17 protein-coding genes are annotated in these 22701 nt (G+C 62.2%); 8 read left to right on the top strand and 9 right to left on the bottom strand.

Annotated elements, in window-relative coordinates:
- Position 1: 1 nt before the first annotated feature.
- Genes J0909_RS05560 through J0909_RS05535 form a run of 6 tightly spaced genes read left to right on the top strand, consistent with a single transcriptional unit; the run spans position 2 to position 5830 of the window.
- Positions 2-457 carry a DVU_1555 family C-GCAxxG-C-C protein gene (locus tag J0909_RS05560; RefSeq protein WP_207261161.1) on the top strand — a complete coding sequence of 152 codons (456 nt, stop codon included), beginning with the start codon at positions 2-4 and terminating at the stop codon, positions 455-457.
- Complete coding sequence (trsS, locus tag J0909_RS05555; protein ID WP_207261160.1) at positions 454-1833, top strand: radical SAM (seleno)protein TrsS; 1380 nt, start codon at positions 454-456, stop codon at positions 1831-1833. Before J0909_RS05560 ends, trsS begins: the two co-directional genes overlap by 4 nt.
- A complete protein-coding gene (locus J0909_RS05550; protein ID WP_207261159.1) occupies positions 1814-3106 on the top strand; it encodes a DVU_1553 family AMP-dependent CoA ligase in 1293 nt (430 codons plus the stop codon). Before trsS ends, J0909_RS05550 begins: the two co-directional genes overlap by 20 nt.
- Positions 3103-4098 (top strand): XdhC family protein, encoded by a 996-nt coding sequence (locus tag J0909_RS05545; protein ID WP_353616740.1) that lies wholly within the window; start codon positions 3103-3105, stop codon positions 4096-4098. The genes J0909_RS05550 and J0909_RS05545 overlap by 4 nt, the downstream gene beginning before the upstream one ends.
- A complete protein-coding gene (locus tag J0909_RS05540) occupies positions 4098-5234 on the top strand; it encodes a DVU_1551 family NTP transferase (protein WP_207261158.1) in 1137 nt (378 codons plus the stop codon). The genes J0909_RS05545 and J0909_RS05540 overlap by 1 nt, the downstream gene beginning before the upstream one ends.
- A complete protein-coding gene (locus tag J0909_RS05535) occupies positions 5231-5830 on the top strand; it encodes a histidine phosphatase family protein (RefSeq protein WP_207261157.1) in 600 nt (199 codons plus the stop codon). The genes J0909_RS05540 and J0909_RS05535 overlap by 4 nt, the downstream gene beginning before the upstream one ends.
- A gap of 18 nt (positions 5831-5848) precedes the next feature.
- On the opposite strand, the gene J0909_RS05530 is transcribed toward J0909_RS05535, so the two are convergent.
- Positions 5849-6733: a hypothetical protein gene (locus J0909_RS05530; RefSeq protein ID WP_207261155.1), complete on the bottom strand. Its 885-nt coding sequence runs from the start codon at positions 6731-6733 to the stop codon at positions 5849-5851.
- A gap of 101 nt (positions 6734-6834) precedes the next feature.
- Positions 6835-10044, bottom strand: coding sequence for a DEAD/DEAH box helicase (locus tag J0909_RS05525; protein ID WP_207261153.1), 3210 nt, complete (start codon positions 10042-10044; stop codon positions 6835-6837).
- A gap of 199 nt (positions 10045-10243) precedes the next feature.
- Between J0909_RS05525 and J0909_RS05520 the strand changes: the two genes are divergently transcribed.
- Positions 10244-11881, top strand: coding sequence for a peptide-binding protein (locus tag J0909_RS05520; protein WP_207261151.1), 1638 nt, complete (start codon positions 10244-10246; stop codon positions 11879-11881).
- Between the two features lie 15 nt (positions 11882-11896).
- Positions 11897-14107 (top strand): RelA/SpoT family protein, encoded by a 2211-nt coding sequence (locus J0909_RS05515; protein ID WP_207261150.1) that lies wholly within the window; start codon positions 11897-11899, stop codon positions 14105-14107.
- A 92-nt stretch (positions 14108-14199) separates the two neighbouring features.
- Here J0909_RS05515 and J0909_RS05510 read toward each other — a convergent pair whose 3' ends face one another.
- The 7 genes from J0909_RS05510 to J0909_RS05480 all read right to left on the bottom strand — a co-directional run bounded on the left by J0909_RS05510 (position 14200) and on the right by J0909_RS05480 (position 22496).
- Positions 14200-14583 (bottom strand): cytochrome c3 family protein, encoded by a 384-nt coding sequence (locus J0909_RS05510; protein ID WP_207261148.1) that lies wholly within the window; start codon positions 14581-14583, stop codon positions 14200-14202.
- Between the two features lie 196 nt (positions 14584-14779).
- On the bottom strand, positions 14780-16543 hold the full coding sequence (locus J0909_RS05505; protein ID WP_207261146.1) for an amino acid ABC transporter permease: 1764 nt from the start codon (positions 16541-16543) through the stop codon (positions 14780-14782).
- Between the two features lie 72 nt (positions 16544-16615).
- Entirely contained in the window at positions 16616-17440 is an 825-nt protein-coding gene (locus J0909_RS05500) for an ABC transporter substrate-binding protein (protein WP_207261144.1), read from the bottom strand.
- Positions 17441-17513: 73 nt separating this feature from the next.
- A complete protein-coding gene (locus tag J0909_RS05495; protein ID WP_207261142.1) occupies positions 17514-18242 on the bottom strand; it encodes an amino acid ABC transporter ATP-binding protein in 729 nt (242 codons plus the stop codon).
- A gap of 166 nt (positions 18243-18408) precedes the next feature.
- The gene (locus J0909_RS05490) at positions 18409-19770 is read right to left on the bottom strand and encodes an L-serine ammonia-lyase (protein WP_207261140.1); all 1362 of its coding nucleotides are present in this window, start codon (positions 19768-19770) and stop codon (positions 18409-18411) included.
- A 2-nt stretch (positions 19771-19772) separates the two neighbouring features.
- On the bottom strand, positions 19773-21965 hold the full coding sequence (locus J0909_RS05485) for a malate synthase G (RefSeq protein ID WP_207261138.1): 2193 nt from the start codon (positions 21963-21965) through the stop codon (positions 19773-19775).
- 162 nt (positions 21966-22127) lie between these two features.
- On the bottom strand, positions 22128-22496 hold the full coding sequence (locus J0909_RS05480; RefSeq protein WP_207261136.1) for a response regulator: 369 nt from the start codon (positions 22494-22496) through the stop codon (positions 22128-22130).
- Positions 22497-22701 lie beyond the last annotated feature (205 nt).

The raw sequence follows: 22701 nt of genomic DNA, 5'->3' as shown, positions 1-22701 counted from the left end.
TATGTTGGACGATGCCGGACTTCGGGTCATGGAGCTGGCCGGAAAGGGATATTGTTGCAGTCAGATGGTGGTCGTCATGGCCCTGGACGAGATGGGCCGTGAGGACCCGGACCTGATCCGGGCCGCGGGTGGACTGTGCAACGGCCTGGGCGACTGCTCCGGGCCGTGCGGTGTGCTCACCGGGGCGGTCCTGGCGCTCGGGTTGTACGCGGGCAAGGGATTGGACATGGAAGAGCCCGAGGAGGTTCTGCCGGTCATGTTGGAGTCCCTGCGCGACTGGTTCACGGAGCGGACCCTGGAATACGGCGGCATCACCTGTGGCACCATTCTGGACGGCGGCTGTGGCAAACCCCACCCGGAACGCTGCGGCGGATTGGTGGCCGACGCCAACGCCAAGGTTCGAGAGATTCTGGTGGACAACGGGCTGGATCCGGCCGAAGGGCGCGAACTGCCGTGAATTCGAGCCCGAGAAGCGTTTGTCCGGTCTGCCTGAAAGCTATTCCCGCCAGTCACGAGACCGTGGGCAATGAGACCTTTCTGGTCAAGACCTGCCCGGAGCACGGCGAATTTCGCACCGTGGTCTGGCGCGGCGAGCCGTCCTTCGCCTCCTGGGTGCGGCCCAAGGTCCCATCCGGGCCCAAAACGCCGTTCACCAGAGTGGAGCTGGGGTGCCCATTGGATTGCGGGCTGTGTGACGCCCACCGCCAGCATACCTGCACGGCGCTCATCGAGGTCACCTGGCGTTGCGATCTGGGGTGTCCGGTCTGTTTCGCCTCCTCCGGCAAGGCGGCTTCGCCCGATCCTTCCTTGAAGGACCTGGGGCGTCTTTTCGATCGCGTGGAGGTGGCTTCGGGGCATTGCAACATCCAGCTTTCGGGCGGCGAACCCACGGTGCGCGAAGACCTGCCCGAAATCATTCGGCTAGGCAAGGCCAAGGGCTTTCCGTTTATCCAGCTGAACACCAACGGGCTGCGGCTCGGTCGCGAATCGGGCTATGCGGCCCGGCTGGCCGAGGCTGGGCTGGACTCGGTTTTCCTTCAGTTCGACGGCGTGCGGGACCCGATTTACGAGACCCTGCGGGGCCGCGCCCTGCTCAAGACCAAGCTTCAGGCCCTGGACGCCCTGGCCGGGGCCGGGGTGGGTGTCATCCTGGTGCCCACGGTGGTGCCGGGGGTCAACGACCGTGACCTGGGCGAGATCCTCCGGCTGGGCGTGGAGCGTTCCCCGGCGGTGCGGGGGGTGCATTTTCAGCCGGTCAGTTATTTCGGCCGCTATCCCAAGGCGCCGGACGACGGAGAGCGCATCACCCTGCCCGAGATCATGCGGGGGCTGGAAACCCAGACGGGCGGCATGCTTCGGGCGGCGGATTTTCGGCCGCCCGGCTGCGAACATGCCCTCTGCTCATTCCACGCCAACTACGTGGTCACCGAGACGGGCGGGTTGACCCGGCTTTCCTCGGGCGGTTCCTGCGGATGCGCTCCGCGTCCCGCCTCGGAAGGAGCGGATGCGTCCAAGGCTTTTGTCAAACGGCAGTGGGCCGCCCCGGACAGCCGGCTGCCCATGGCTTTCGACGCCGCGCCGGACGACGTGGCCGGGGGAGCGTCCGAGGATGCCCTGGACGTTTTTATCCGACGGGCGGCCACCCATACTTTCGCCGTGTCGGCCATGGCTTTTCAGGACTGCTGGACATTGGATCTGGAACGGCTCAAGGGATGTTGCATTCACGAGGTTTCGCCGGACGGGCGGCTCATTCCGTTTTGCGCCTACAACCTGACGTCCATGGGCGGCGAAACCCTGTATCGGGGCAAATGTCATGAGCCTGTCGAATCTTGACCGCTGGCTGGCCGGGCGCATGGGGCGGGAAGCGGTGCCGACCCGGCCCGAATTGAACGCCTGGCTCCTTGAACGGCTCAAGGAACTGGTGGACCATGCCCGGCGGGGCAGTCCGCACTATGCGAGGCATCTTGCCGGCGTGGACACGGCGAATCTGACATCCCTGGACGATTTTTCCCATTTGCCGATGATTGAGCCGGAGTTGTTGCGGACCAATCCGGACTCGCTCCTCAGTGTGTCCCGCGACGAGATAGAGCGGGTGGTCACCCTGTCCAGTTCCGGGACCACGGGCACGCCCAAGCGTATCTTTCACACTACTGCCGATCTTGAAGCCACGCGGGACTTTTTTAGTTGGGGCATGGCCAACATGGTCGAGCCGGGCGGGACGGTCCTGGTCTTGTTGCCCGGAGCGCGGCCCGGCGGAGTGGGGCGGCTGCTCGGCGATGCCTTGGAGCGCCAAGGTTCGCGGGCCGTGACCCACGGTGAATTGACGGACGCCGGGGCGGCCGTGGACCAATGCCTGTCCGAAGGGGTTTCCTGCGTGGTCGGCTCTCCGGCCCATGTCAACCTGCTGGCCCATGCCTGGAGCGTGCGCGGCCTGCCCGGGAACGTCATCCGGTCCGCATTGCTTTGTTGGGACATCATCCCGGACGCGGTTTGCGCGGCCGTGGCCGACCTGCTCGGCTGTCGGGTCTACCGCCATTGGGGGATGATCGAGACCGGTTTGGGCGGAGCCGTGGAATGCGTGCCCGGCTCGGGCATGCATTTGCGCGAGACCGACGTCTTCGTCGAGATCGTGGACCCGCACACGGGCCGTTTGCTTCCGGACGGCGTGTTCGGCGATATGGTCGTGACCACGCCCCTCAAGAGAGGCATGCCGATCATTCGCTACCACACCGGGGACGTGGGCCGTATCCTGCCCGGGCGGTGCGACTGCGGCAGCCCGCTTCGTCGGTTGGATCCGCTGGTTCGGCGCAGGCGCGACGGCGTGCCGCTTTCGTCCGGAATTCTGACTTTGCGGGAATTGAACGAGGCGTTGTATGCCGTGCCGGGCGTGGCGGATTTCGTGGCCCGGCTCAAGGGGTACACTTTGCATCTCACGGTCTGCGGCGATGGTCGGGCCGACGCGATCCTGGAGGCCCTGAAGCGGCTGCCTGCCGTGGCCGGTGGGCTTGCGGACGGGAGCCTGAATGTGGATATCGAAAACAAGCATGGCGCCGGACCGGCTGTTCCGGGACTGGGTAAGCGGCGCATAGAGATAGGAGTTGCATGATGAAAGCGTTTGTGCGTGACGTGGCGGGACTGGTGCGAGCGGAAGAACCCTTTGTTCTGGTCACGGTAGTGGAGAGTTCCGGGTCCACGCCCCGGTCCTCGGGCGCGAAGATGGCCGTGCGGCCAGACGGGTCCATTTTCGGCACCGTGGGCGGCGGCCTGGCCGAGGCCCGCGCCTGCCGGGCCGCCGGGGAAATGTTGTCCAACGGGGCGGCGGACGGCGAAGCGAGACTGATGTTCGTGGATATGACCCAGGAGCTTGCCGCCGATTCCGACATGATCTGCGGCGGCGGCCTGTCCATGCTCCTTGAGATGGTTGCGCCCGGCGGAGATGGCGCCCTTGCCTACGCCGAACTCGACGACAGGCTGCGCACGGGCGTGGCTTCGACCCTCGAAACGCGCATCGCGGGCGGCGAGTCCCCTCGCATCGTCGGGCATGCTCTGATTCCCGGCAGGCCGGGGCGTGATGTGCCGGTCTTCTCGCGCGATGCCGATCCCATGCTCCTGGACGAGCCGTTCATTCCGCCCGCGCCGCTGTATATCTTCGGGGCAGGGCATGTGTCCCGGTTCACCGCCCGGGTGGCGGCCATGGTCGGCTTCCGTACCGTGGTCCTGGACGACCGCTCCGAATACGCCAACCGCGAACGGTTTCCCGAAGCGGACGAAGTGGTGGTCCTGGATTCTTTCGAAGGGTGCTGCGATTCCTTCCGGGATGACCCCGAGGCTTTCGTGGTCATTGTCACGCGCGGCCATCTGCACGACCGCAACGTCCTGGCCGAGGCCCTGCGCACCCGGGCGCACTATGTGGGCATGATCGGCAGTTCCACCAAGCGAAACAAGATTTACGACTCCCTGCTGTCCGGCGGCTTTACCCAGGCGGACATCGACCGTTGCCACAGTCCCATCGGCCTGCCCCTTGGCGGTCAGACCCCGGAGGAGATCGCGGTCAGCATTGTGGGCGAACTCATCCAGGTCCGCGCGGGGAAAGCGTAATGGGTGGTGTTGCGGCGGTCATTCCCGCAGCCGGGCGGTCCTCGCGCATGGGGCGGTTCAAGCCGCTGCTGCCACTTATGGGCGGCACGGTCCTGTCGCGTTGCGTGCGCCTGTTCAAGACGTGCGGCGTGGACCGGATTGTGGTCGTAACGGGCAAGCGCGCCGCCGATGTGGCTGCGTGTGCCATGGAGGCCGGCGCTTCGGCCGTGTATAATCCGGCCTTCGAGCGCGGCATGTATTCATCGGTTTTGACCGGGGTGCGTGCTCTGGGTGCGGACGTGGAGGCGTTTTTCATGCTTCCGGCGGACATCCCCCTGGTGCGGCCCGAGACCGTGGCCCGTCTTTTGAAGGAATTTAAACGTACGCGGCCGTCCGTGCTCTATCCCCGGTTCGGCGGGGAGCGCGGCCATCCGCCCCTGATCGGGGCCGAAGTCATTCCGGCCATTTCCGCCCACAACGGGAGCGGGGGGCTGCGGACCGTGCTGGACCTTTTCGAGGACAGGGCGCTCGACCTGGACGTAGCCGATTTCGGGATCACGCATGACCTGGACCACCCCGAGGGCTACGATCTGGCCCTGGCCGTGGCGGGGGTGGGGTACCCCCTGCCGGACGAGTGCGGTGAGCTGTTCCGGCTGCAGGGGGTCTCGGACCATATCCGGGACCATTGCCGGGCTGTGGCCAAGGTGGCCGTGGCCTTGTGCGAACGGTTGAACGCGCGTCTGCCGGAGCGGCCGGATGCTGTCCGGCTGGACCCCGGCCTGGTCCTGGGTGCGGCTCTGGTCCACGACATCGGCAAGGGGACCAAGCGGCATGAGGCCGCCGGAGCCGAGTTGCTGCGCGCTCACGGCTTTCCCGACGCCGCCGACATCGTGGCCGCCCATTTCGACGTGGCCCTGTCCGACGATGCGCCTATCACCGAGAAGGAGGTCGTTTTTTTGGCCGACAAGCTGGTCCGTTGTCACGGCCCGGTCCCGCTGGAGGAGCGTTATCTGGAAAAGGTGGCCCAGTATAAAAATGAGGAAGGGGCCGAGGAGGCCATTCTGGGGCGGCTTGATCGCGCCAGGAATATCATGGCCCGGTTCGACCGCGAGATGGCCGACTCGGCCGAGCATATAGCCCGGGAGGCCCTAGCGTGATCGTGCTTTTACGGCATGGTCGGACCGAGGGCGGCGAGGGGCGGTGCGTGGGAAGGACGAACCTGCCTCTTTCGTCGGAGGGCCGGGAACAGGCCCGCGATCTGGCGGATGTCCTGGGCGGTGTCCCGTGGGCGCGGCTTTGTTCGAGCCCGGCGGGCCGTGCTCTGGCCACTATCGCCCCCCTTGCCGGACGGCTGGGCCAGGATGTGGAAGTGCTGCCCGCATTGGACGAGATCGACATGGGGGCATGGGACGGCCTGTCCTTTGCCGCCATCCGTGAGCGGTTCCCGTCGGAATACGCGGCGCGTGGGCGGCGGCTCGCCCAGTTCCGGGTGCCCGGCGGCGAGAGCTTTGCGGACGTGGCCGACCGAGCCATGAGCGCGTTTGCGGAGTTGGCCCGGGGACCGCAGCCTGTGCTGGCGGCGACCCATGCGGGCGTGATCCGCGCGGTGCTCTGCCGGGTGTCGGGCCATCCGCTGGACGACCTGTTCCGTTTCAAGCCCGGCAACGCCCGGTGCACGGTCCTGCGCACGGACCATGGGCTCGCCCTTGAAGCGGCCGACCTGGACGCTCGCTCGGTGCGCGCGCTGTTCTGAAGCCCGTCCGGGCCGTTCTTACATTCGTTTCTGAAGAAATCTCGAATTGGTCGAATAGAAGGTGTTGTAGACCAGGGTGAGCACGCAGGCGAAGGCCGCCGAACCGATGCCTATGGCCACGTTGTAGAAGGGGGGCGCGGTCAGGGCTAGCCGGATGAGCAGGGTGGCCAGGGCGAACCCGGAATTGCGGAAGACTGCCCGGAATTCGGGCAGAAAACGCTGGGCGATGAGCACCAGCATGATGTCGCTAAAGATTAATACCGTATAGAAACTCTTGAAGAAGTGGAAAGGATGCTCGCCGTGCAGCACATGCAGGCCGTTCTGGATGCCCATGCCTACGAAAATGGCCAGCATGACCAGGGCGACCAGTTTTTTGGCGGCCACAAACTTGAACAGCGGCGTGCCCTTCTTGAGGCCCTCGTCCAGGTTCCTGCGCAGCAGGGAATACACGCCGAGCAGACAGAAGATGACCACGGCCCCGCAGCCGTCCGAGATAAGCATCCATAACTCGGTCTCGTGACCCGTGATGGTGATGGGTTCCGGAAAGTCCGCCAATGTTTTGAAGGCGTCCCGGAGTAGGATGAGGGCCAGGATTTCGAATTGCTTGCCCACGGATTTGGAGATGGAGCAAGGCAGGGTGAAGATCAGGCCGATGACCTCAAGGACCAGGACCAGGGTGAAGGCCAGGTTGATGGCCATGAAGTGGCTGGTTGGGATCAGCGCCGCGGGCTGCCCGGTGATCCAGCCCTGTCGCTTCATTTCGATGACGATGAGTGCGAGAATGAAGACCACTACCAGAAAACCGGCCACGGCCCGCTGGGTGGAGTCCTTTTCCCAGAAATGGTGCAGGGGATCGAAGGTGAAGGTGACCAGGTCGTATAGGGAGTGCATGGGATACTTCATGATGCCCTCAGATAAGTCCATCGGTTGTGCGCCGTCAACAGGCACGGCTGATGACTATCAGGGCCGGGTAGGGAAGTAAATAGGAAATATTCCTATTTAACTCAAATTTCGAAAAGCATCTCGAGATCGTCGCGGGTCAGGCTCTTCAAGGCCGACTGGCCGGGGATGATCGCCTCGGCCACGTCCTTTTTCTGTTCCTGGAGCTTGAGGATGCGCTCTTCCACGGTATTCTGGCAGATCATCTTGTAGGCGAAGACTTGGCGCTTCTGGCCGATGCGGTGGGTGCGGTCCGTGGCCTGATTTTCCACGGCGGGGTTCCACCACGGATCGTAGTGAATGACGTAGTCCGCGCTGGTCAGGTTCAGGCCGGTGCCGCCCGCCTTGAGCGAGATGAGGAAGATGGGGATGTCCGGATTATCGTTGAACCGGTCCACCTGCTCGAAGCGGTCCTTGGACGAGCCGTCCAGGTAGGCAAACGGAATCTCCCGAATTTGCAGCCAGTTGCGGATGACGTGAAGCATCTGCACGAACTGGGAGAAGACCAGGACCTTGTGGCCGCCTTCGATGATGTCCACCACCAAGTCCTTGAAGGCGTCGAACTTGCCGGACGGCAGATTGGTGGACACGCCGGGCATGTCGAGCTTGAGCAGACGCGGATGGCAGCAGATTTGCCGGAGCTTGAGCAGGGCATCCAGGATGGACATCTGGCTCTTGGCCATGCCCTTTTCGTCCACGTCCCGGAGGACCTGGTCTTTGAGCTTCTTGGCCAGGGCGTTGTAGAGCTCGCGCTGTTCGTCCACCAGATCGCAGTAATGGGTGGTCTCGATCTTGGGCGGCAGGTCCTTGGCCACTTCGGCCTTGGTCCGGCGCAGGATGAACGGTTTGACCCGGGTGCGCAGGTAGTCCAGCGTTTCTTCGTCGCCGTCCTTGATGGGCTTGACGATGCCGCGCTGGAACGAGTGCTGGGACCCCAGGAAGCCGGGCATGAGAAATTCGAACAGGGACCAGAGCTCGAACAGGTTGTTCTCGATGGGCGTGCCCGACAGGCAGACGCGCAGACCCGCGTCGAGCTTGCGCACCGAGCGGGCGGTGATGGTGTTCGGATTCTTGATGTTCTGGGCCTCGTCCAGGATGACGCTGGCATATTCGTACTTGAGCAGTTCGTCCAGGTCGCGCCGCAGCAGGGCATAGGTGGTGATGACCAGATGGGAATCCTTGATGTGCTGGAACAGCCCCTCGCGTTTGGCTCCGTAGATGGTCAGCCGCTTGAGGTTGGGGACGAACTTTTGGGCCTCGCGCTCCCAGTTGGGCAGGACCGAGGTGGGCACGACGATCAGGTTCGGCCCGGTCACGCCGTTGTCCACCAGGGACTGGATGTATGACAGGGTCTGAATGGTCTTGCCGAGTCCCATCTCGTCGGCCAGGATGCCGCCGAAGCCGTATTCGCGCAGGAAGTTGAGGTAACTCAAGCCCTGGACCTGATAGGGACGCAGGGTGGCCTGCAATTCCTTGGGTTGGGCTATGACCCTGATCTGGTCGAAATTGTTGATCTTCTCACGCAGCTTGACGAAAAATTCATCGGTCTGGGCCTGGGGCAGGTCCTCCAGTATCTTTTCGAGCACCGGGGCCTCGAACTGGTTGAACTGCTGCTTGGGGGCCTTTTCCGGATCAAAGCCCAGAGCCTTGAGTTTATGGCCGAGTTTGCTCAGCCAAGCCTCGGGCAGGCTGGTGTAGGAGCCGTCCTTGAGCTGGACGTATCGCTTGCCCTTGGTCCACGCCTCCCAGATGACGTCGATGGGCACCCTCTGGTCGTCGTACTGCACGGACAGTTCGAGGTTGAACCACTTGTCCTCCTCGTCACTCTCCACCTCGGCCACCACCTGGGGCTGCGTGGTGCGCACCTTGTAACGGGTCAGGTTCTGCTCGCCGTAGACCCGGTAAGCCTCGACCAACTGCGGATAATGATCCAGCAGGAAGTTGATGGCTTCCTCCTGTTCCATGAACCAGATGTGGTTGTTCCGGGGCTGGAAATTCATGTCCTGCAACTCGGCCAGGAGCCGGGCCTCCTCGTCCTGGGCGCGCCGGATCAGGTAGGATTTGCCGCCGTCGTGGTAGGAACCGGTCTGCAGGTCCGGGTTGGGGCCGGGCATGATGAATTCGCCGTGCTCGTTGGAATAGATGTTCTGGATCTTGAGCACGAGCAGGGAGCCTTCCTCGTCCAGGAAAAGCTTGGGATTGTAGTCGGCGTCCTGGAAGATGGGCCCGACCCGCTCCAGGAAGTCCTCCTGGCCCCAGAGATCGCTGACCGGGATTTGGGTCCAGACGCGGTCCAGGAACTCGGATACGTCGGCATGGGGCACGATGGGCTTCTGCTCGACCATGCCCTGGACCAGCTTGGGGTCCAGCCCGGTCTGCACCGGGTAGAACGAATTCTTGTAGTAGACCCACAGCGGCAGCCGGCCGTAGAAATATATCTCCTCCTCGTCGGTGATGGGGAAGGGCATCTTGTCTTCCCGGGCGAGCAGGATGTCGAAGGTCAGGCCGTCCTCGGACAAGGCCGGGGAGAGCTTGAGCTGCATGGTTTTGGATTCGATGGTCACGGGCTGGTCGGTCTCGCGCAGGTACAGATAGTACTCGTTCTTGACCGCGCGGAAAAACCAGGAGTGCAGACCGGCCGGGATCTCCACCTTGTGGCCCCAGTAGTCGAGGTAATGGCCGATCTGTTCGGCCACGCCGGGCAGGGCCGGGGATGTGTCGCACCAGTCCTTGTTCTCCACGATCTGGGCCAGAGTGACCTCGTTCTGGACCTGGGAGATGCCGGACTTGTTCTGGCGAGCGCGGAAGAAGGCAACCTGCAGGCGGCCGAGCTCCGGGTAGATGCGGTAAATGAGGTAATGACGACCCGCCTCGGGTTCCAGCTCGGTGGCGAAGAAGGGGCGGAAGGTTTGGCGCCAGTCCGTGCGCGGCGTGGGCATCTCGCCGCCGGATTCGGTGTCCAGGGATTTGAGCAGCTTGACGGCCGTGGCGGCCACGTGACGGCAGACCCCGGAGAAGGAATCCGGGCAATTGCAATAGTAGTTGATGGTCTTGTCGGATAGGTTCAAACCGATTTCCGAAGTATAATTCTGGAAATCGTCTCCCTGCACCTGGCCGTCGATGTCCCAATACTGTTCCCGCTTTTTGAGGTCCAGTTTGGCGACGCCATTCTCCGCCACGATGCCATGGGCGCTCTCCAGGATGTAATCGGGAACGCTGTCCCCGATAAAATCCTGGAGTATGGATTTGACTATCTGTTCTTCACCGCTGCTCATTTAAGGTCTCGTAAAATCAATCGGGTCAACAAATTCGAACAGAACTTCTTACATAGAACTCAAGCAATGGGCAAGCTGGATTTGTTTCCCCCCAGCCCTATGTGCCCCCTTGGCTTTTCGCACCCGTTGGTCCATACTGGGAACGTCAGCCATGCTCGCATAATTATATGGGCCAACCAAATTGTTTTTGCAAGGGAAAATGAGACTCAAGAACCTGATCGCCTCCCTGCTTTGCGTCCTGCTCCTGACCGCCTGTTCCGATGGGGGGGGAGCCGCCACGCCCGTGCCTCCGGTGGACTCCGCGGACGTCCCGGCCGAGCCTGAATCGGGGGGCACCCTGGTTCAGCCGACCATCGGCGAGCCGAGCAACCTGATTCCCCTTCTGGCCACGGATTCGTCCTCCCATGAAATCGCGGGCCAGATATACGTGGGGCTGCTCAAGTACGACAAGAACATCAATCTGGTGCCCTACGCGGCCGAGTCCTACGAAGTGCTCGACGGCGGCAAGCGGCTCCGCTTCAAGCTGCGCGAGGACATCTATTGGACCGACGGAGTGCAGCTCACGGCCGATGATGTGGAGTTCACCTACCGGTTGACCATTGACCCCAAGACGCCCACGGCCTATGCGGGAAATTTCAAGTTGGTCAAGGAGTTCCGCAAGACCGGGAAATTCTCCTTCGAGGTGACCTACGATCAGCCCTTTGCCAAGGCGCTGGTTTCCTGGGCCACAAACATCCTGCCCAAACACGCTCTTGAGGGCGAGGACCTCCTGAACACCAAATACAGCCGCCAGCCTCTCGGGGCCGGGCCGTACATGCTCAAGAAATGGACCGCGGGCAGCGAGCTGGTCCTTGAGGCCAACCCGAATTTTTTCGAAGGCAAGCCGTACATCGACCGCATCATCTACCGGATCATTCCGGATATGGGTACCCAATTCCTGGAACTCAAGGCCGGGAATCTCGATATGATGGGCCTCGACCCCCTGCAATACCTCTACCAGACCTCCGGCCCGGGATGGGACGGCAGTTTTCACAAGTTCAATTTCCTGGCCTCGGGCTACGGCTTTCTCGGTTTCAATTTCCGGCATCCGTTCTTCAAGGACGTGCGCGTGCGGCGGGCCATCGACTACGCCATCGACCGGCGGGAACTGGTCAAGGGCGTGCTCTACGGCCTGGGCGAGGCGGCCAATGGGCCGTACAAACCGGGCACCTGGCAGTACGATGTGAACGTCAAGCCGCGTCCTTATGACCCGGCCAAGGCCCGTGAACTGCTGGCCGAGGCGGGCTGGGCCGATTCCGACGGCGACGGCTGGCTGGACAAGGACGGCAAACGGTTCGCCATCTCGATCATCACCAACCAGGGCAATTCGCAGCGCATCAAGACCGGGGTCATCCTGCAACAGCGGCTCAAGGACGTGGGCATCCAGGTGTCCCTGCGCACGGTGGAGTGGGCCGCGTTCCTCAAGGAGTTCGTTGACACTGGGCGTTTCGACGCTATTATCCTTGGATGGAACATCTTGCAGGACCCCGACATTTATAATGTGTGGCATTCATCCCAGGCCGTGGACGGCGGACTGAATTTCACCCGCTACATCAACCCGGAGTTGGATGAACTGCTTGAACGGGGACGCCACATGGTCCGGCAGGATGAGCGCAAGCCCCTCTATGACAGAGTGCAGGAAATCCTGCACGACCAAGTGCCCTATTGTTTTCTCTACGTTCCCATGGCCCTGCCCATCGTTCAGGCCCGGATACAAAATATCAAAGCCGCCCCGGCGGGAATATCCTACAATTCCGAAAAGTGGTGGATACCACGCCGGCTACAACACCAGCCGTAAGACGGACGGACATATATGATTCGCATCAACGACATCACTGACAAAGTGGCCTCATACATCAAGGACCCGGACCTGGACCTGATCCAGCGGGCCTACGTCTTTTCCGCCCAGGCGCATGACGGTGTGGTCCGGCGCTCGGGCGAGCCGTATATTTCCCATCCCATGAACGTGGCCAACCTCCTGGCCGACATGCAGTTGGACGAGGCCACTGTGGCCGCCGGGTTGCTGCACGACACCGTGGAGGACACGGACACCACCGTGGACGAGATCGAGGAGCTTTTCGGTTCGGACGTGGCCGACATCGTGGACGGCGTGACCAAGATCAGCCGCATGGATTTCGAATCCAAGGCCGTGCAGCAGGCCGAGAACATCCGCAAGCTCATCCTGGCCATGGCCGAAGACATCCGCGTGCTCATGGTCAAGCTGGCCGACCGTCTGCACAACATGCGCACGCTGGAGTACATGAAGCCGGTCAAGCAGCGGCTCATCGCCCAGGAGACCCAGGACATCTACGCGCCCCTGGCCAACCGGCTGGGCCTGCACCGGATCAAGACCGAACTCGAAGACCTCTGTCTGCGCTACCTGCGCCCCGACGTCTATGCCCAACTCTCCGAGGCCGTACACGAGCACCGCGCCGCGGGTGAGCCGTACATCGACAAGGTCATCGGCCTGATCAACGACATGCTCAAGAAGAACAAGATCAAGGGCAGGGTGTTCGGCCGGACCAAGCATCTGCACTCCATCCAGGTCAAGATGGAACAGCAGGGACTGACTTTCGACGAAATTTACGACCTTATCGCCTTCCGGGTCATCGTCGGTTCGCTCAAGGACTGCTACGCCGTGCTCGGCCTGATCCACGCAGCCTGGCGGCCCGTGCCCGGGCGGTTCAAGGACTATATCTCCATCCCCAAGGCGAACATGTACCAGTCGCTGCACACCACGGTCATGGGACCGGAAGGGGAACGCATCGAGATCCAGATCCGCACCGAGGAGATGCACAGGATCGCCGAGAACGGTGTGGCCGCCCACTGGCAGTACAAGGAAGTGGGCAAGGGGACCAAGCGGGGCAGGACCGCGGGCAAGCGCGACGCCGAGCGATACACCTGGCTCAAGCAGATCATGGATTGGCAGCGTGAGCTTTCCGACCCGCGTGAATTCATGTCTTCGCTCCGGCTCGAGATGTTCCAGGACGAGGTCTACGTGTTCACCCCCAACGGCGATATCAAGGAGTTGCCCGACGGGGCCACGCCTGTGGATTTCGCCTATTCCATCCACTCCGAAGTGGGCGACAAGTGCGCCGGGGCCAAGGTCAACGGCCGTATCGTGCCGTTGCAGTACCGGCTGCAGAACGGTGATTCGGTGGAGATCATCACCGACAAGAACCGCGTGCCCAGCCGGGACTGGCTCAAGTTCGTCAATACCGCCAAGGCGCGGACCCGAATCAAGCACTACACCCGCACCGTGGAGAAGGAGCGGGCCATCAGCCTGGCCAAGGAGATGCTCGAAAAGGAAGGCCGCCGGGTGGGCATCAACGTGCAGAAGGCCATCAAGGACGGCGAATTCATCAAGCTGGCCGGGGAGTTCAACTGCGGTAGCGTGGACGAACTTTTGACCCAGATAGGTTTTTCCCGCTTCACCCCGCGCAAGGTCATAAAAAGGCTGTACGCGGTCCTGCACGGCGAGACCCTGGACGAACGCAGGCTTCGGGAGAAGCCGACCGCTTCGGAGGCCGAAGAGGAACAGCAGCCCACCGTCGCCTCGGGCGTGGAGATCGGCAAGAAGCCCAAGGCCGACGGATTGCAGATATCCGGCGTGGACAATGTGCTGGTGCGTTTCGCCAGTTGCTGCAATCCCCTGCCCGGCGAGCCGATCATTGGCTACATCACCCGGGGCCGGGGCGTGACCGTGCACCGCATCGACTGTCCCAACGTGGGGCATTTCGAGGACGAACGCCTCATCCAGGTCAGTTGGGAGGGCGTGGAGGAGAAGCCGTATCCGACCAAGATCAAGATCAAGTGCCTGAACAAGCCGGGCATGCTCGGCCGCATCTGCGCCATGCTCGCGGACATGGACGTGAATATCGATTCCGGCAACTTCGAATCCAAGGTGGACGGGACCACGCTGCTCAACTTCACCGTGGAGGTCAAAGACCTGGACCAGCTCTATTCGGCACTGGCCGAGGTCAAGAAACTCAAGGCGGTCAAAGAGGCCATTCGCGTCTCCTGACCGTGCGCCGTCTCCCCGCATGACTGAAAAAGGCCCGCCTGAGAGCGGGCCTTTTCATTTTGTGGAAGCGAGGGAGGATGTGGCGTGGAGGATTACTTGTGACACTGCTTGCAGGACACCGGGGCGGGCTTGCCGTCCTTCTTGGCGGTCTTGTGGCAGCCCAGGCAGCTGCGGTTCGTGTCCTTGGCGTGGAAGGCGGTGTAGTAGGCGGTTTCCCCCTTCTTGCCTGGCTGATCGTGACAACCCGCCGAGCCGCACGCCTTGATTTCGGCCTTGCCGTCCCAGGTGTGATGGCAGGCCGTACAGTCGGCGACTGCGCCAGTGTGTCGGCCATGCGGAAAGTCCACCGGGGACTTGGCGGCTTCCATGCCCTTGGGCGGTTCGAGCCGGAGGGCGTCCGGCGGGGATCCGGCCAGGGCCGTTGCGGCCGTCCCGAGGGCGCACAGGGCCAACAGAGTGATCAGGATGCGTCGCATGATGCCTCCAATGGTTTGCGTTCGCGGTTGCCTGAACCATCGCAAGGCGTGTGCCAATCGCAACTGCTTGAAATGATGGAGAAGCAAAAATGGCACACGGCCAAAGCGCGCAGAAGTTGCGCACGGCCGATGCCCGGGATGCAAAAAAGGAGGACGCTTATGGCGTCCTCCCTTTTTTGCGTCCTCAATGGACCGGCTACATTTCGATACGTATGGTTTCAGGGCTGAGTTTTCGTTCGAGATGTTTGGCGTAGAGGCTCATGAAGTAGCTGAAGACGAAGTAGAGCACAGCCACGGTGGTGTAGATCTCGAAGGGGTAGACCATGATCCGGTTGTTGATGGCATAGGCCGCGCGGGTCAGCTCCATGACGCCGATGATGTAGGCCAGCGAGGTGTCCTTGAATGCGGCGATGAACATGCCGACCAGGGCCGGGAGCATCTGCTTGAGCGCCTGGGGCAGGACGATCTTGCGCATGGTTTGGAAGTAGGTCAGGCCCGAGGCCTTGGCCGCCTCCACCTGGCCGGGCGGGATGTTCTCGATACCGCCGCGCACGGTCTCGGCGATGTAGGCCCCGAAGAAGAAGGTCATGGCGATGGTCGCGGCCCAGAACGCTTGGACGTCCACCTTGAAGACGAATTCGAGGATGGCTTGGTAGAACCACAGGATGACCAGGATGAGCGGCACGCCCCGGATAAGTTCGATGTACAGCAGACAGGGGATGCGGAAGACGCGGTTGCGGGAGGTGCGGCCCATGCCGACTGCCAACCCGATGAAAAAGCTGCCGGTGATGGAGATGGCGGCCATGAGCAGGGAGCCCGCCAGTCCACCCAGGCCGTAACAGAATTCGGTGTCGTCGCCGCCGGGGAAACGCCAGATGAGCAACGTCTTGAGGTTGGCCCGGATGATTTCCCAGTTGAAGTGGATCACCGCCATGGCGGTCTTGTAGAGGACGTAGATCAGGATGGCCACGAAGAGGATCTTGAGGCCCAGGACGAGCTGCTTGCAGAACTGGCTCAGGGCGCGTCTCACGGGCGAGACCGTGCGTTGGTCCGGGCTTTTGCGGAAATACCAGAACACGTATTCCAGTTTACGGCCGAGAAAATCAAAGGGCCAGAAAAGGGCGTCCGCCACCCGGCGCAGGGGGGTGATCCTGTCGCGGGGCATGATCTTGAGGCGTTCGTTGACGATGTAGAGGATGCCCGCGATGGCCAGGGACAGGCCCAGGTAGACCAGGGTAGCCACGGAGAACGCCTCGAAGGTCCGGTAGGTCAGGGAGTACACCTCGGTCATGGACCAGCACAGTTCGGATACGCCGATGGTCATGGCCAGGGAGGTGTTCTTCATGTTGTTGAGAAATTCGCTGCCCAGGGGCGGGATGATCTCGCGGAAGGCCAGCGGCAGGATGATCTTGCGCAGGGTCTGGGGAAAAGTCAGCCCGGAGGAATAGGCGGCTTCGAGCAGTCCCTTGGGAATGGACTGGATGCCCGCGCGGATGATCTCGGCCATGAACGCGCCGGTGAAGATGCCGCAGCCCACGGTGGCGCACCAGAACTCGAAGTTCATGTCGAAGAGCTTGAAGCGTATTTCCTCGGGAAAGGCGTAGGGCAGGGCGAAGTTCCAGAAAAAAAGCTGGATGAGCAGCGGCGTATTGCGGAAAAGTTCGACATAGCACGTGGCGAACCAATAGACCGGTTTGAAGGAGGACAGTCGGGCCAGGCCGAAGACCGTGCCCATGACCAGGGCGATGGCCGCCGAATAAACGGTGATGGTCAGGGTGGTGTTGATGCCGTTGAGCATCAAGTGGCCCATGTGGCCGTATTGGCCTTCTACGAAGAAGACGGCCCAGTCGAAATCATATTTGAATTCAAAGATGAAGGCGAAATAGTAGATAACCAGGCCGGTCAGGGCGAGGAGGGTCAGGTTTTGGACCCAGATTTTTTCGAAGTACCGTTTTATCATCGTGCTCTTTTTAAGGCAGAGGTCCCGGAGCAAGGTGCTCCGGGACCTGTATTATCGGCTTAGGCGTTGCGCTTAGGGCCACATCTCGATCTTGGAGGTCAGCGGGAACGGATACTGGGAATCCGGGCCGAACCACTTGTTGTAGATCTTCTTGTAGGTGCCGTCCTTCCAGATGTCCTGGATGGTGAAGTTGATGATGTCGCGCCAGGCGGAATCGTCCTGGGGCAGGCCGATGCCGTAGGGCTCGTCGGAGATGAAGTCGCCGACCAGTTCGAACTGACCGGGCACCTTGGCTGCGTAGCCGAGCAGGATGGTGGAGTCGGTGGTGATGGCCTGCACGCGGCCGGAACGCAGGGCCTCGAACATGGCGACCTCGCCGTCATAGCCGGTGACGGAAGGATTCTGGTTGCCCAGAGACTTCAGGTAGGCGGTGGCGTTGACGATGGAGGTGGTGCCCTGCATGGAGCCGACCTTCATGTTGGCCAGGTCCGCGACGTCCTTGACCGTGCCTTTCTTGGCCAGGAACTTCTGGCCGTCGAAGAAGTAGGTGATGGAGAAGTCGATCTTCTCGTCGCGCACGCGTTTGTGGGTCATGTTGGACAGGACCATGTCCACCTTGGGCGGATTGGTCTGGACGAAGGAAATGCGGGTGTTGTTGTTGACCACGACCTTTTCGAGCTTGCAGCCGAGGCGCTTGGCGATCTCGGTGGCCATATCGACATCGAAGCCGACCCACTCGTTCTTGTCGTCGATGAAGCCGAAGGGAATACCCTGGTTGGACAGGCCGACCTTGATGGTCTTGGTGGACATGACCTGATCGTAGGTGGGCCCGGCGAACGCGACGGAAGCGGCCAAGACCAGCAGCGCGGCCATAGCGGTGACTTTGAGAACTCTCATTTACCTCTCCTGGTTATTGAGTCCGTATGAAAAGCCCTTGTCGGACACCGTGTCCGGCAAGGGCGAAAATCCGTCAGTGGCTGAGTATCTTGCTGAGGAAGTCCTTTGTTCTATCGGATTGTGGATTGTGGAAGAATTCCTCGGGCGTGTTCTCTTCTATGAGGTAGCCGTCGTCCATGAAGATGACCCGGTCCGCCACTTCGCGGGCGAAGCCCATTTCGTGCGTGACGCAGACCATGGTCATGCCCTCGCGGGCCAGGGACTTCATGACGTCCAGGACCTCGTTGATCATCTCGGGGTCCAGGGCTGAGGTGGGTTCGTCGAAGAGCATGATTTTGGGTTGCATGGCCAATCCCCGTGCGATGGCCACGCGTTGCTGCTGACCGCCGGAGAGTTGAGAGGGGTAGGCCCCGGCCTTGTCCGGGATGCCGACCTTCTTGAGCAGGTCCATGCCGATGGCCGTGGCGTCGCCCCGGCTCATGCCGCGCACCAGCGTGGGGGCCAGGGTGATGTTTTCCATGACCGTCATGTGCGGGTAGAGGTTGAACTGCTGGAAGACGAAGCCGACTTCGGCGCGCAGCAAAGTCATGTTGGTGCGCGCGTCGGAGACGTTCATGCCGTCCACCAGAATGTCCCCTTCCTGAATGGGCTCAAGGCGGTTGATGCAGCGGATCATGGTGGATTTGCCGGATCCGGAGGGCCCGCAAACCACGACCACTTCCCCTTTGGTCACATTGAGGTTGATATTCTTGAGGACCTGGAAGTCCCCATACCATTTGTTGACGCCTCTGAAAGAAATCACTGTGAACTCCCAAGAAGAAAAAGGGCAAAAGCCAAGAGGATTTTTTATCAGTGAACCGATTGTAAAGCAAGAGAATTCTGCCCCCGGCCTATGCCGCTGAAGCGTGTTCAGGGGGCGGCCGGGGGCGGACAAGAGGGGCCGGACCGGACGGGCGTCCGGCGGATCGTCAACACTCCGTGAAGCTTAGGGCCAGCCCGGCCTCGGAGGTCTCCTTATATTTGTTGGACATGTCCCGGCCGGTCTGGGCCATGGCCCGGATGGCCTTGTCCAGATCCACCTTCTGGTAGCTTTCGTCCAGGGTGGAGGCGATGAGATAGGCGTTGAACGCTTTGACCGCGCCCATGGCGTTGCGCTCGATGCATGGGATCTGAACAAAGCCGCCCACCGGATCGCAGGTCAGTCCCAGATGGTGTTCCAGAGCGATTTCGGCGGCATTTTCCGTGACCTGGAAGCGGTAGCCCCGGGCATAGGCGATCATGGCCGCGGCCATGGTCGAGGCCACACCCACTTCGCCCTGGCAGCCGACTTCGGCCCCGGAGATGGAAGCGTTGTGCTTGCACAGGAAACCAATGGCGCAGGCGGCCAGCAGTCCCTCGCGCACCTCGGTCTGCAAGGCCCCGGTATGCCGCTTGAGCATGAAGATGATGGCCGGTATGACCCCGGCGGCCCCGCAGGTGGGGGCCGTGACCACGCAGTGCCCGGCCGCGTTCTCTTCGGAGGCGGCCAGGGCGTATGCGTTGAGCGCCTTGATGAAGCCCGGTCCCTGGAAATACTCCTGGCGGGCGCGGTCGTACATGGCCGCGGCCTTGCGTTGGAGGCCGATGGGTCCGGGCAGCACGCCCGATGTCCGGATGCCGTTTTCCACGGCCTGCTCCATGACCGCGATGATGTGGTCGAGTCCCAGATTGATCTCTTCCTCGGTGGCTCCGGTGATGGCCGTTTCGTTGGCCAGGATGAGTTCGTGCAGCCGCATGGATTTGTCCCGCAGGTGCTTCTTCAACTCGGCCATGGTCGAGTAGGGGTGGAGCGGCGCGCCCCGTTCGGGCTCTTCCCAGCCGTCCCAGCGCAGGAACCCGCCGCCCACGGAGTAGTAGATGCGTTCCAGCAGGATGCGGTCCCCGACCTTGAGCCGGAAGATCATGGTGTTGGGATGGGCGTAGTCGTGTTGCACCGCGTCCATGATGATCCGGCCGGGCGCAAAGGCCAGGGTCTTGCCTCCCAGGTCCAGGTCGAAGGATTTGTCCTTGTCCATGAACTGTTCCAGGGTGTCGGCCCCGCAGGTGTCGGGCTGGGAGCCGAGCAGCCCGGACATGATCGCCCGGGGGGTGCCATGTCCCTCGCCCGTGGCGGACAGGGAGCCGAACAGCCGGATTTCGAGGTCGTCGGCGCTTTGGCGGTCCGCTTCGGGCAGTTCCCGGATCAAACGCATGAAATCGAAACCGGCCCGCATGGGGCCGATGGTGTGCGAGCTGGACGGGCCGGGGCCGATCTTGAGCAGTTCGAAGATGGATGTGGTGATGGACGCCATGTTTATTTCTCCACGGTGGCGGGTTTATCGGCGGCTTTTACTTGGCGGCGCCGGGCGTGCAGGATCGGTTCGGTATAGCCGTTGGGCTGGCGCGCGCCTTTGAAGATCAGGTCGCGGGCCGCCTGGAAGGCGAAACTCTTGTCGAAGTCCGGGGCCATGGGACGGTAGTCCGGATCCCCCTGGTTCTGGCGGTCCACCACCTCGGCCATGGCCTTGAGGGTGTTCATGACCTCCTCCCCGGTGCAGATGGAATGACGCAGCCAGTTGGCCAGGTGCTGGCTGGAGATGCGCAGGGTGGCCCGGTCCTCCATGAGGCCCACGCCGTTGATGTCCGGCACCTTGGAGCAGCCTACGCCCTGGTCCACCCAGCGGACCACGTAGCCGAGGATGGACTGGCAATTGTTGCTCAGCTCAAGGGCGATGTCCTCGGCGGTCGGGCGTTCGCCGCGCATGAGCGGCAGGGTGGTCAGGGCGTCGAGGGAGGCGCGCATCTTCCCGGCCAGCTCGCGCTGGCGTGCGAAGACGTCCGTCTGATGGTAATGCAGGGCGTGCAGGGTGGCCGCCGTGGGAGAGGGCACCCAAGCGCAGTTGGCCCCGGCCTTGGGGTGCGCGCCCTTGGTCTCGACCATCTCGCGCATCATGTCCGGCTTGGCCCACATGCCCTTGCCTATCTGGGCCTTGCCGGAAAACCCGCAGGCCAGGCCGATGTCCACGTTCCAGTCCTCGTAGGCCTCGATCCACGGCTCGGCCTTGATGGCCTCCTTACGGACCACGGGACCGGCCTCCATGGCCGTGTGGATCTCGTCGCCCGTGCGGTCCAGAAAGCCTGTGTTGATGAAGATGACCCGGTCTTTTGCCGCCCGGATGCATTCCTTGAGATTCAGTGTGGTCCGACGCTCCTCGTCCATGATGCCCACCTTGAGGCTCAACGGGGGCATGCCCAGGGCCGTTTCCACGGCCGAGAACAAGTCGCGGGTGAAGGCGACCTCGTCGGGACCGTGCATCTTGGGCTTGACGATGTATACGCTGCCCGTCCGGCTGTTTCGCCAGCGGCCGTCGCTGTGGAGGTCGTGCAGGAAGATCAGCCCGGTGGCCAGCGTATCGAGGATGCCTTCCGGCACCTCCTCGCCATCCAGCAGGACTGCGTCCGTGGTCATCAGGTGGCCCACGGTGCGGGCCAGCAGCATGCTCCGGCCGGGCAGGGTCACGGTCCCTCCGTCGGGCGCGGTGTAGGTCCGGTCGTCGTTCAGGGTGCGAGTCACGATCCTGCCGCCTTTGTCGAAACTGGCTTCGAGGTCGCCCCTGATCAGGCCGAATAGGTTCAGGTAGGTCAGGGCCTTGTCTTCGCCGTCCACCACGGCGACGGAGTCTTCGCAGTCGAGGATGGTGGATATGGCCGACTCCAGGACCACATCCTTGACGCCCGCCGGGTGGTCGCGGCCCACCGGGTGCTCGGGGTCGAACTGCATTTCGATGTGCAGGCCGTTTTTGACGAAGAGCAGGGCCTTGAGTTCGCCGTCCCGCTCGATGAAGCCCGCGAATTGGGACGGGTCGCGCAGGGATGTACCCTTGCCGTTGAGCAGGGAGACGGAGATTTCCTTGCCCGACGGGCCATCAACCACGTTGAATCCGGCCGCGTCGCGGTGCGCTCCGTCGGCCAGGGGGACGGCGACGTCCAGATGGGCGGCCGCCCAGGCCATGACCTGCTGTCCTCGTTTGGGGTCGTATCCCTTGGCCGGAATCTCGTCCCGCTCAATGACATCCGAGCCGTAGAGCGCGTCGTACAGGCTGCCCCAGCGGGCGTTGGCCGCGTTCAGGGCGAAGCGGGCGTTGGTCGCCGGGACCACCAATTGCGGCCCGGCTATGGTGGCGATCTCGGGGTCTACGTTCTCCGTGGAGATGGTGAAATCCCCGCCTTCGGGCACAAGATAGCCGATCTCGCGCAGGAAGGCGTGATAGGTTTGCTTGTCCCCGGGCTGGCCGGGGTGCGCCCCGTGCCATTCGTCCATGGCGGCCTGGATGCGGTCGCGTTCGGCCAACAGCTCCCGGTTGCGCGGGGTGAAGCTCCGGAACACGGCTTCGGCTCCGGCCCAAAAGGCGGCTTCGGTCAATCCTGTGCCGTTGGCGATGGTTCGCACGGCCCGGGCGAGATCCTCGTGTATCGACAGATTGCCTGCCTGTATTCTCTGCGTCACATTTACTCCTGATGGGCTGGTTTGAGGGACGGTCTCCAAAGGAGGCACCCTTATCAGATTGCCCGGAGTCGGGCGGCAATGCAACCATAACCAACTCTTTCGGCACCACGTTTTGCATGGCGGGAAGTTCTTCTGCCGTCCGGGCCGATCGGAGCGCGGGAATTATCGTCCGGCGGCGTCCAGAATGCGTTTCCAAAGCCGTTCCAGGGGGACGGGCTTGAGGAGAAAGTCGAAGGCGCCGGCATCCAGGGATTGCATGTGCCGGGCCATGTCGCCTTCGCCCGTGAGCACGATGACCTCAGTGGCCGGAAAATTCTTGCGGATGATCTTGAGGGTCTCGATTCCGTTCAGGTCGGGCATGTTCATGTCCAGCAGAACCACGTCCACGGGGCCGGATTCCAGCACGGCCCAGGCCTCGACCCCGCCCTCGGCCGTATGCACCCGCGCCCCCATATGGCCGAGTCGGCGGGACAGGACCGAGACGAAGGCGGGTTCGTCGTCAACGAGTAATATGCGGATGGAATCGGGCATGACGTGGTCTCTCCTGTGAGGTTTCTCTTCAATGAACATGCTGACGGTGGGAAATGCAACAGGTCATGATACTTTTTTCTCCACTTGTTGAATGTTGCTAATACTCTGTTATTACAATTTGTTATGGCATTGTGGTTCGGAAGGAACCGGCGAGCGGGCCTACCGGGGTGAAAAAAAATGCCAAACCTATTCAAAGGAATGAATG

Source organism: Desulfovibrio sp. Huiquan2017, from assembly GCF_017351175.1.
Classification (GTDB): Bacteria; Desulfobacterota; Desulfovibrionia; order Desulfovibrionales; family Desulfovibrionaceae; genus Pseudodesulfovibrio.
The sequence above is the reverse complement of the archived record's forward strand: the minus strand, read 5'-3'. Positions and strand labels throughout refer to the sequence as shown.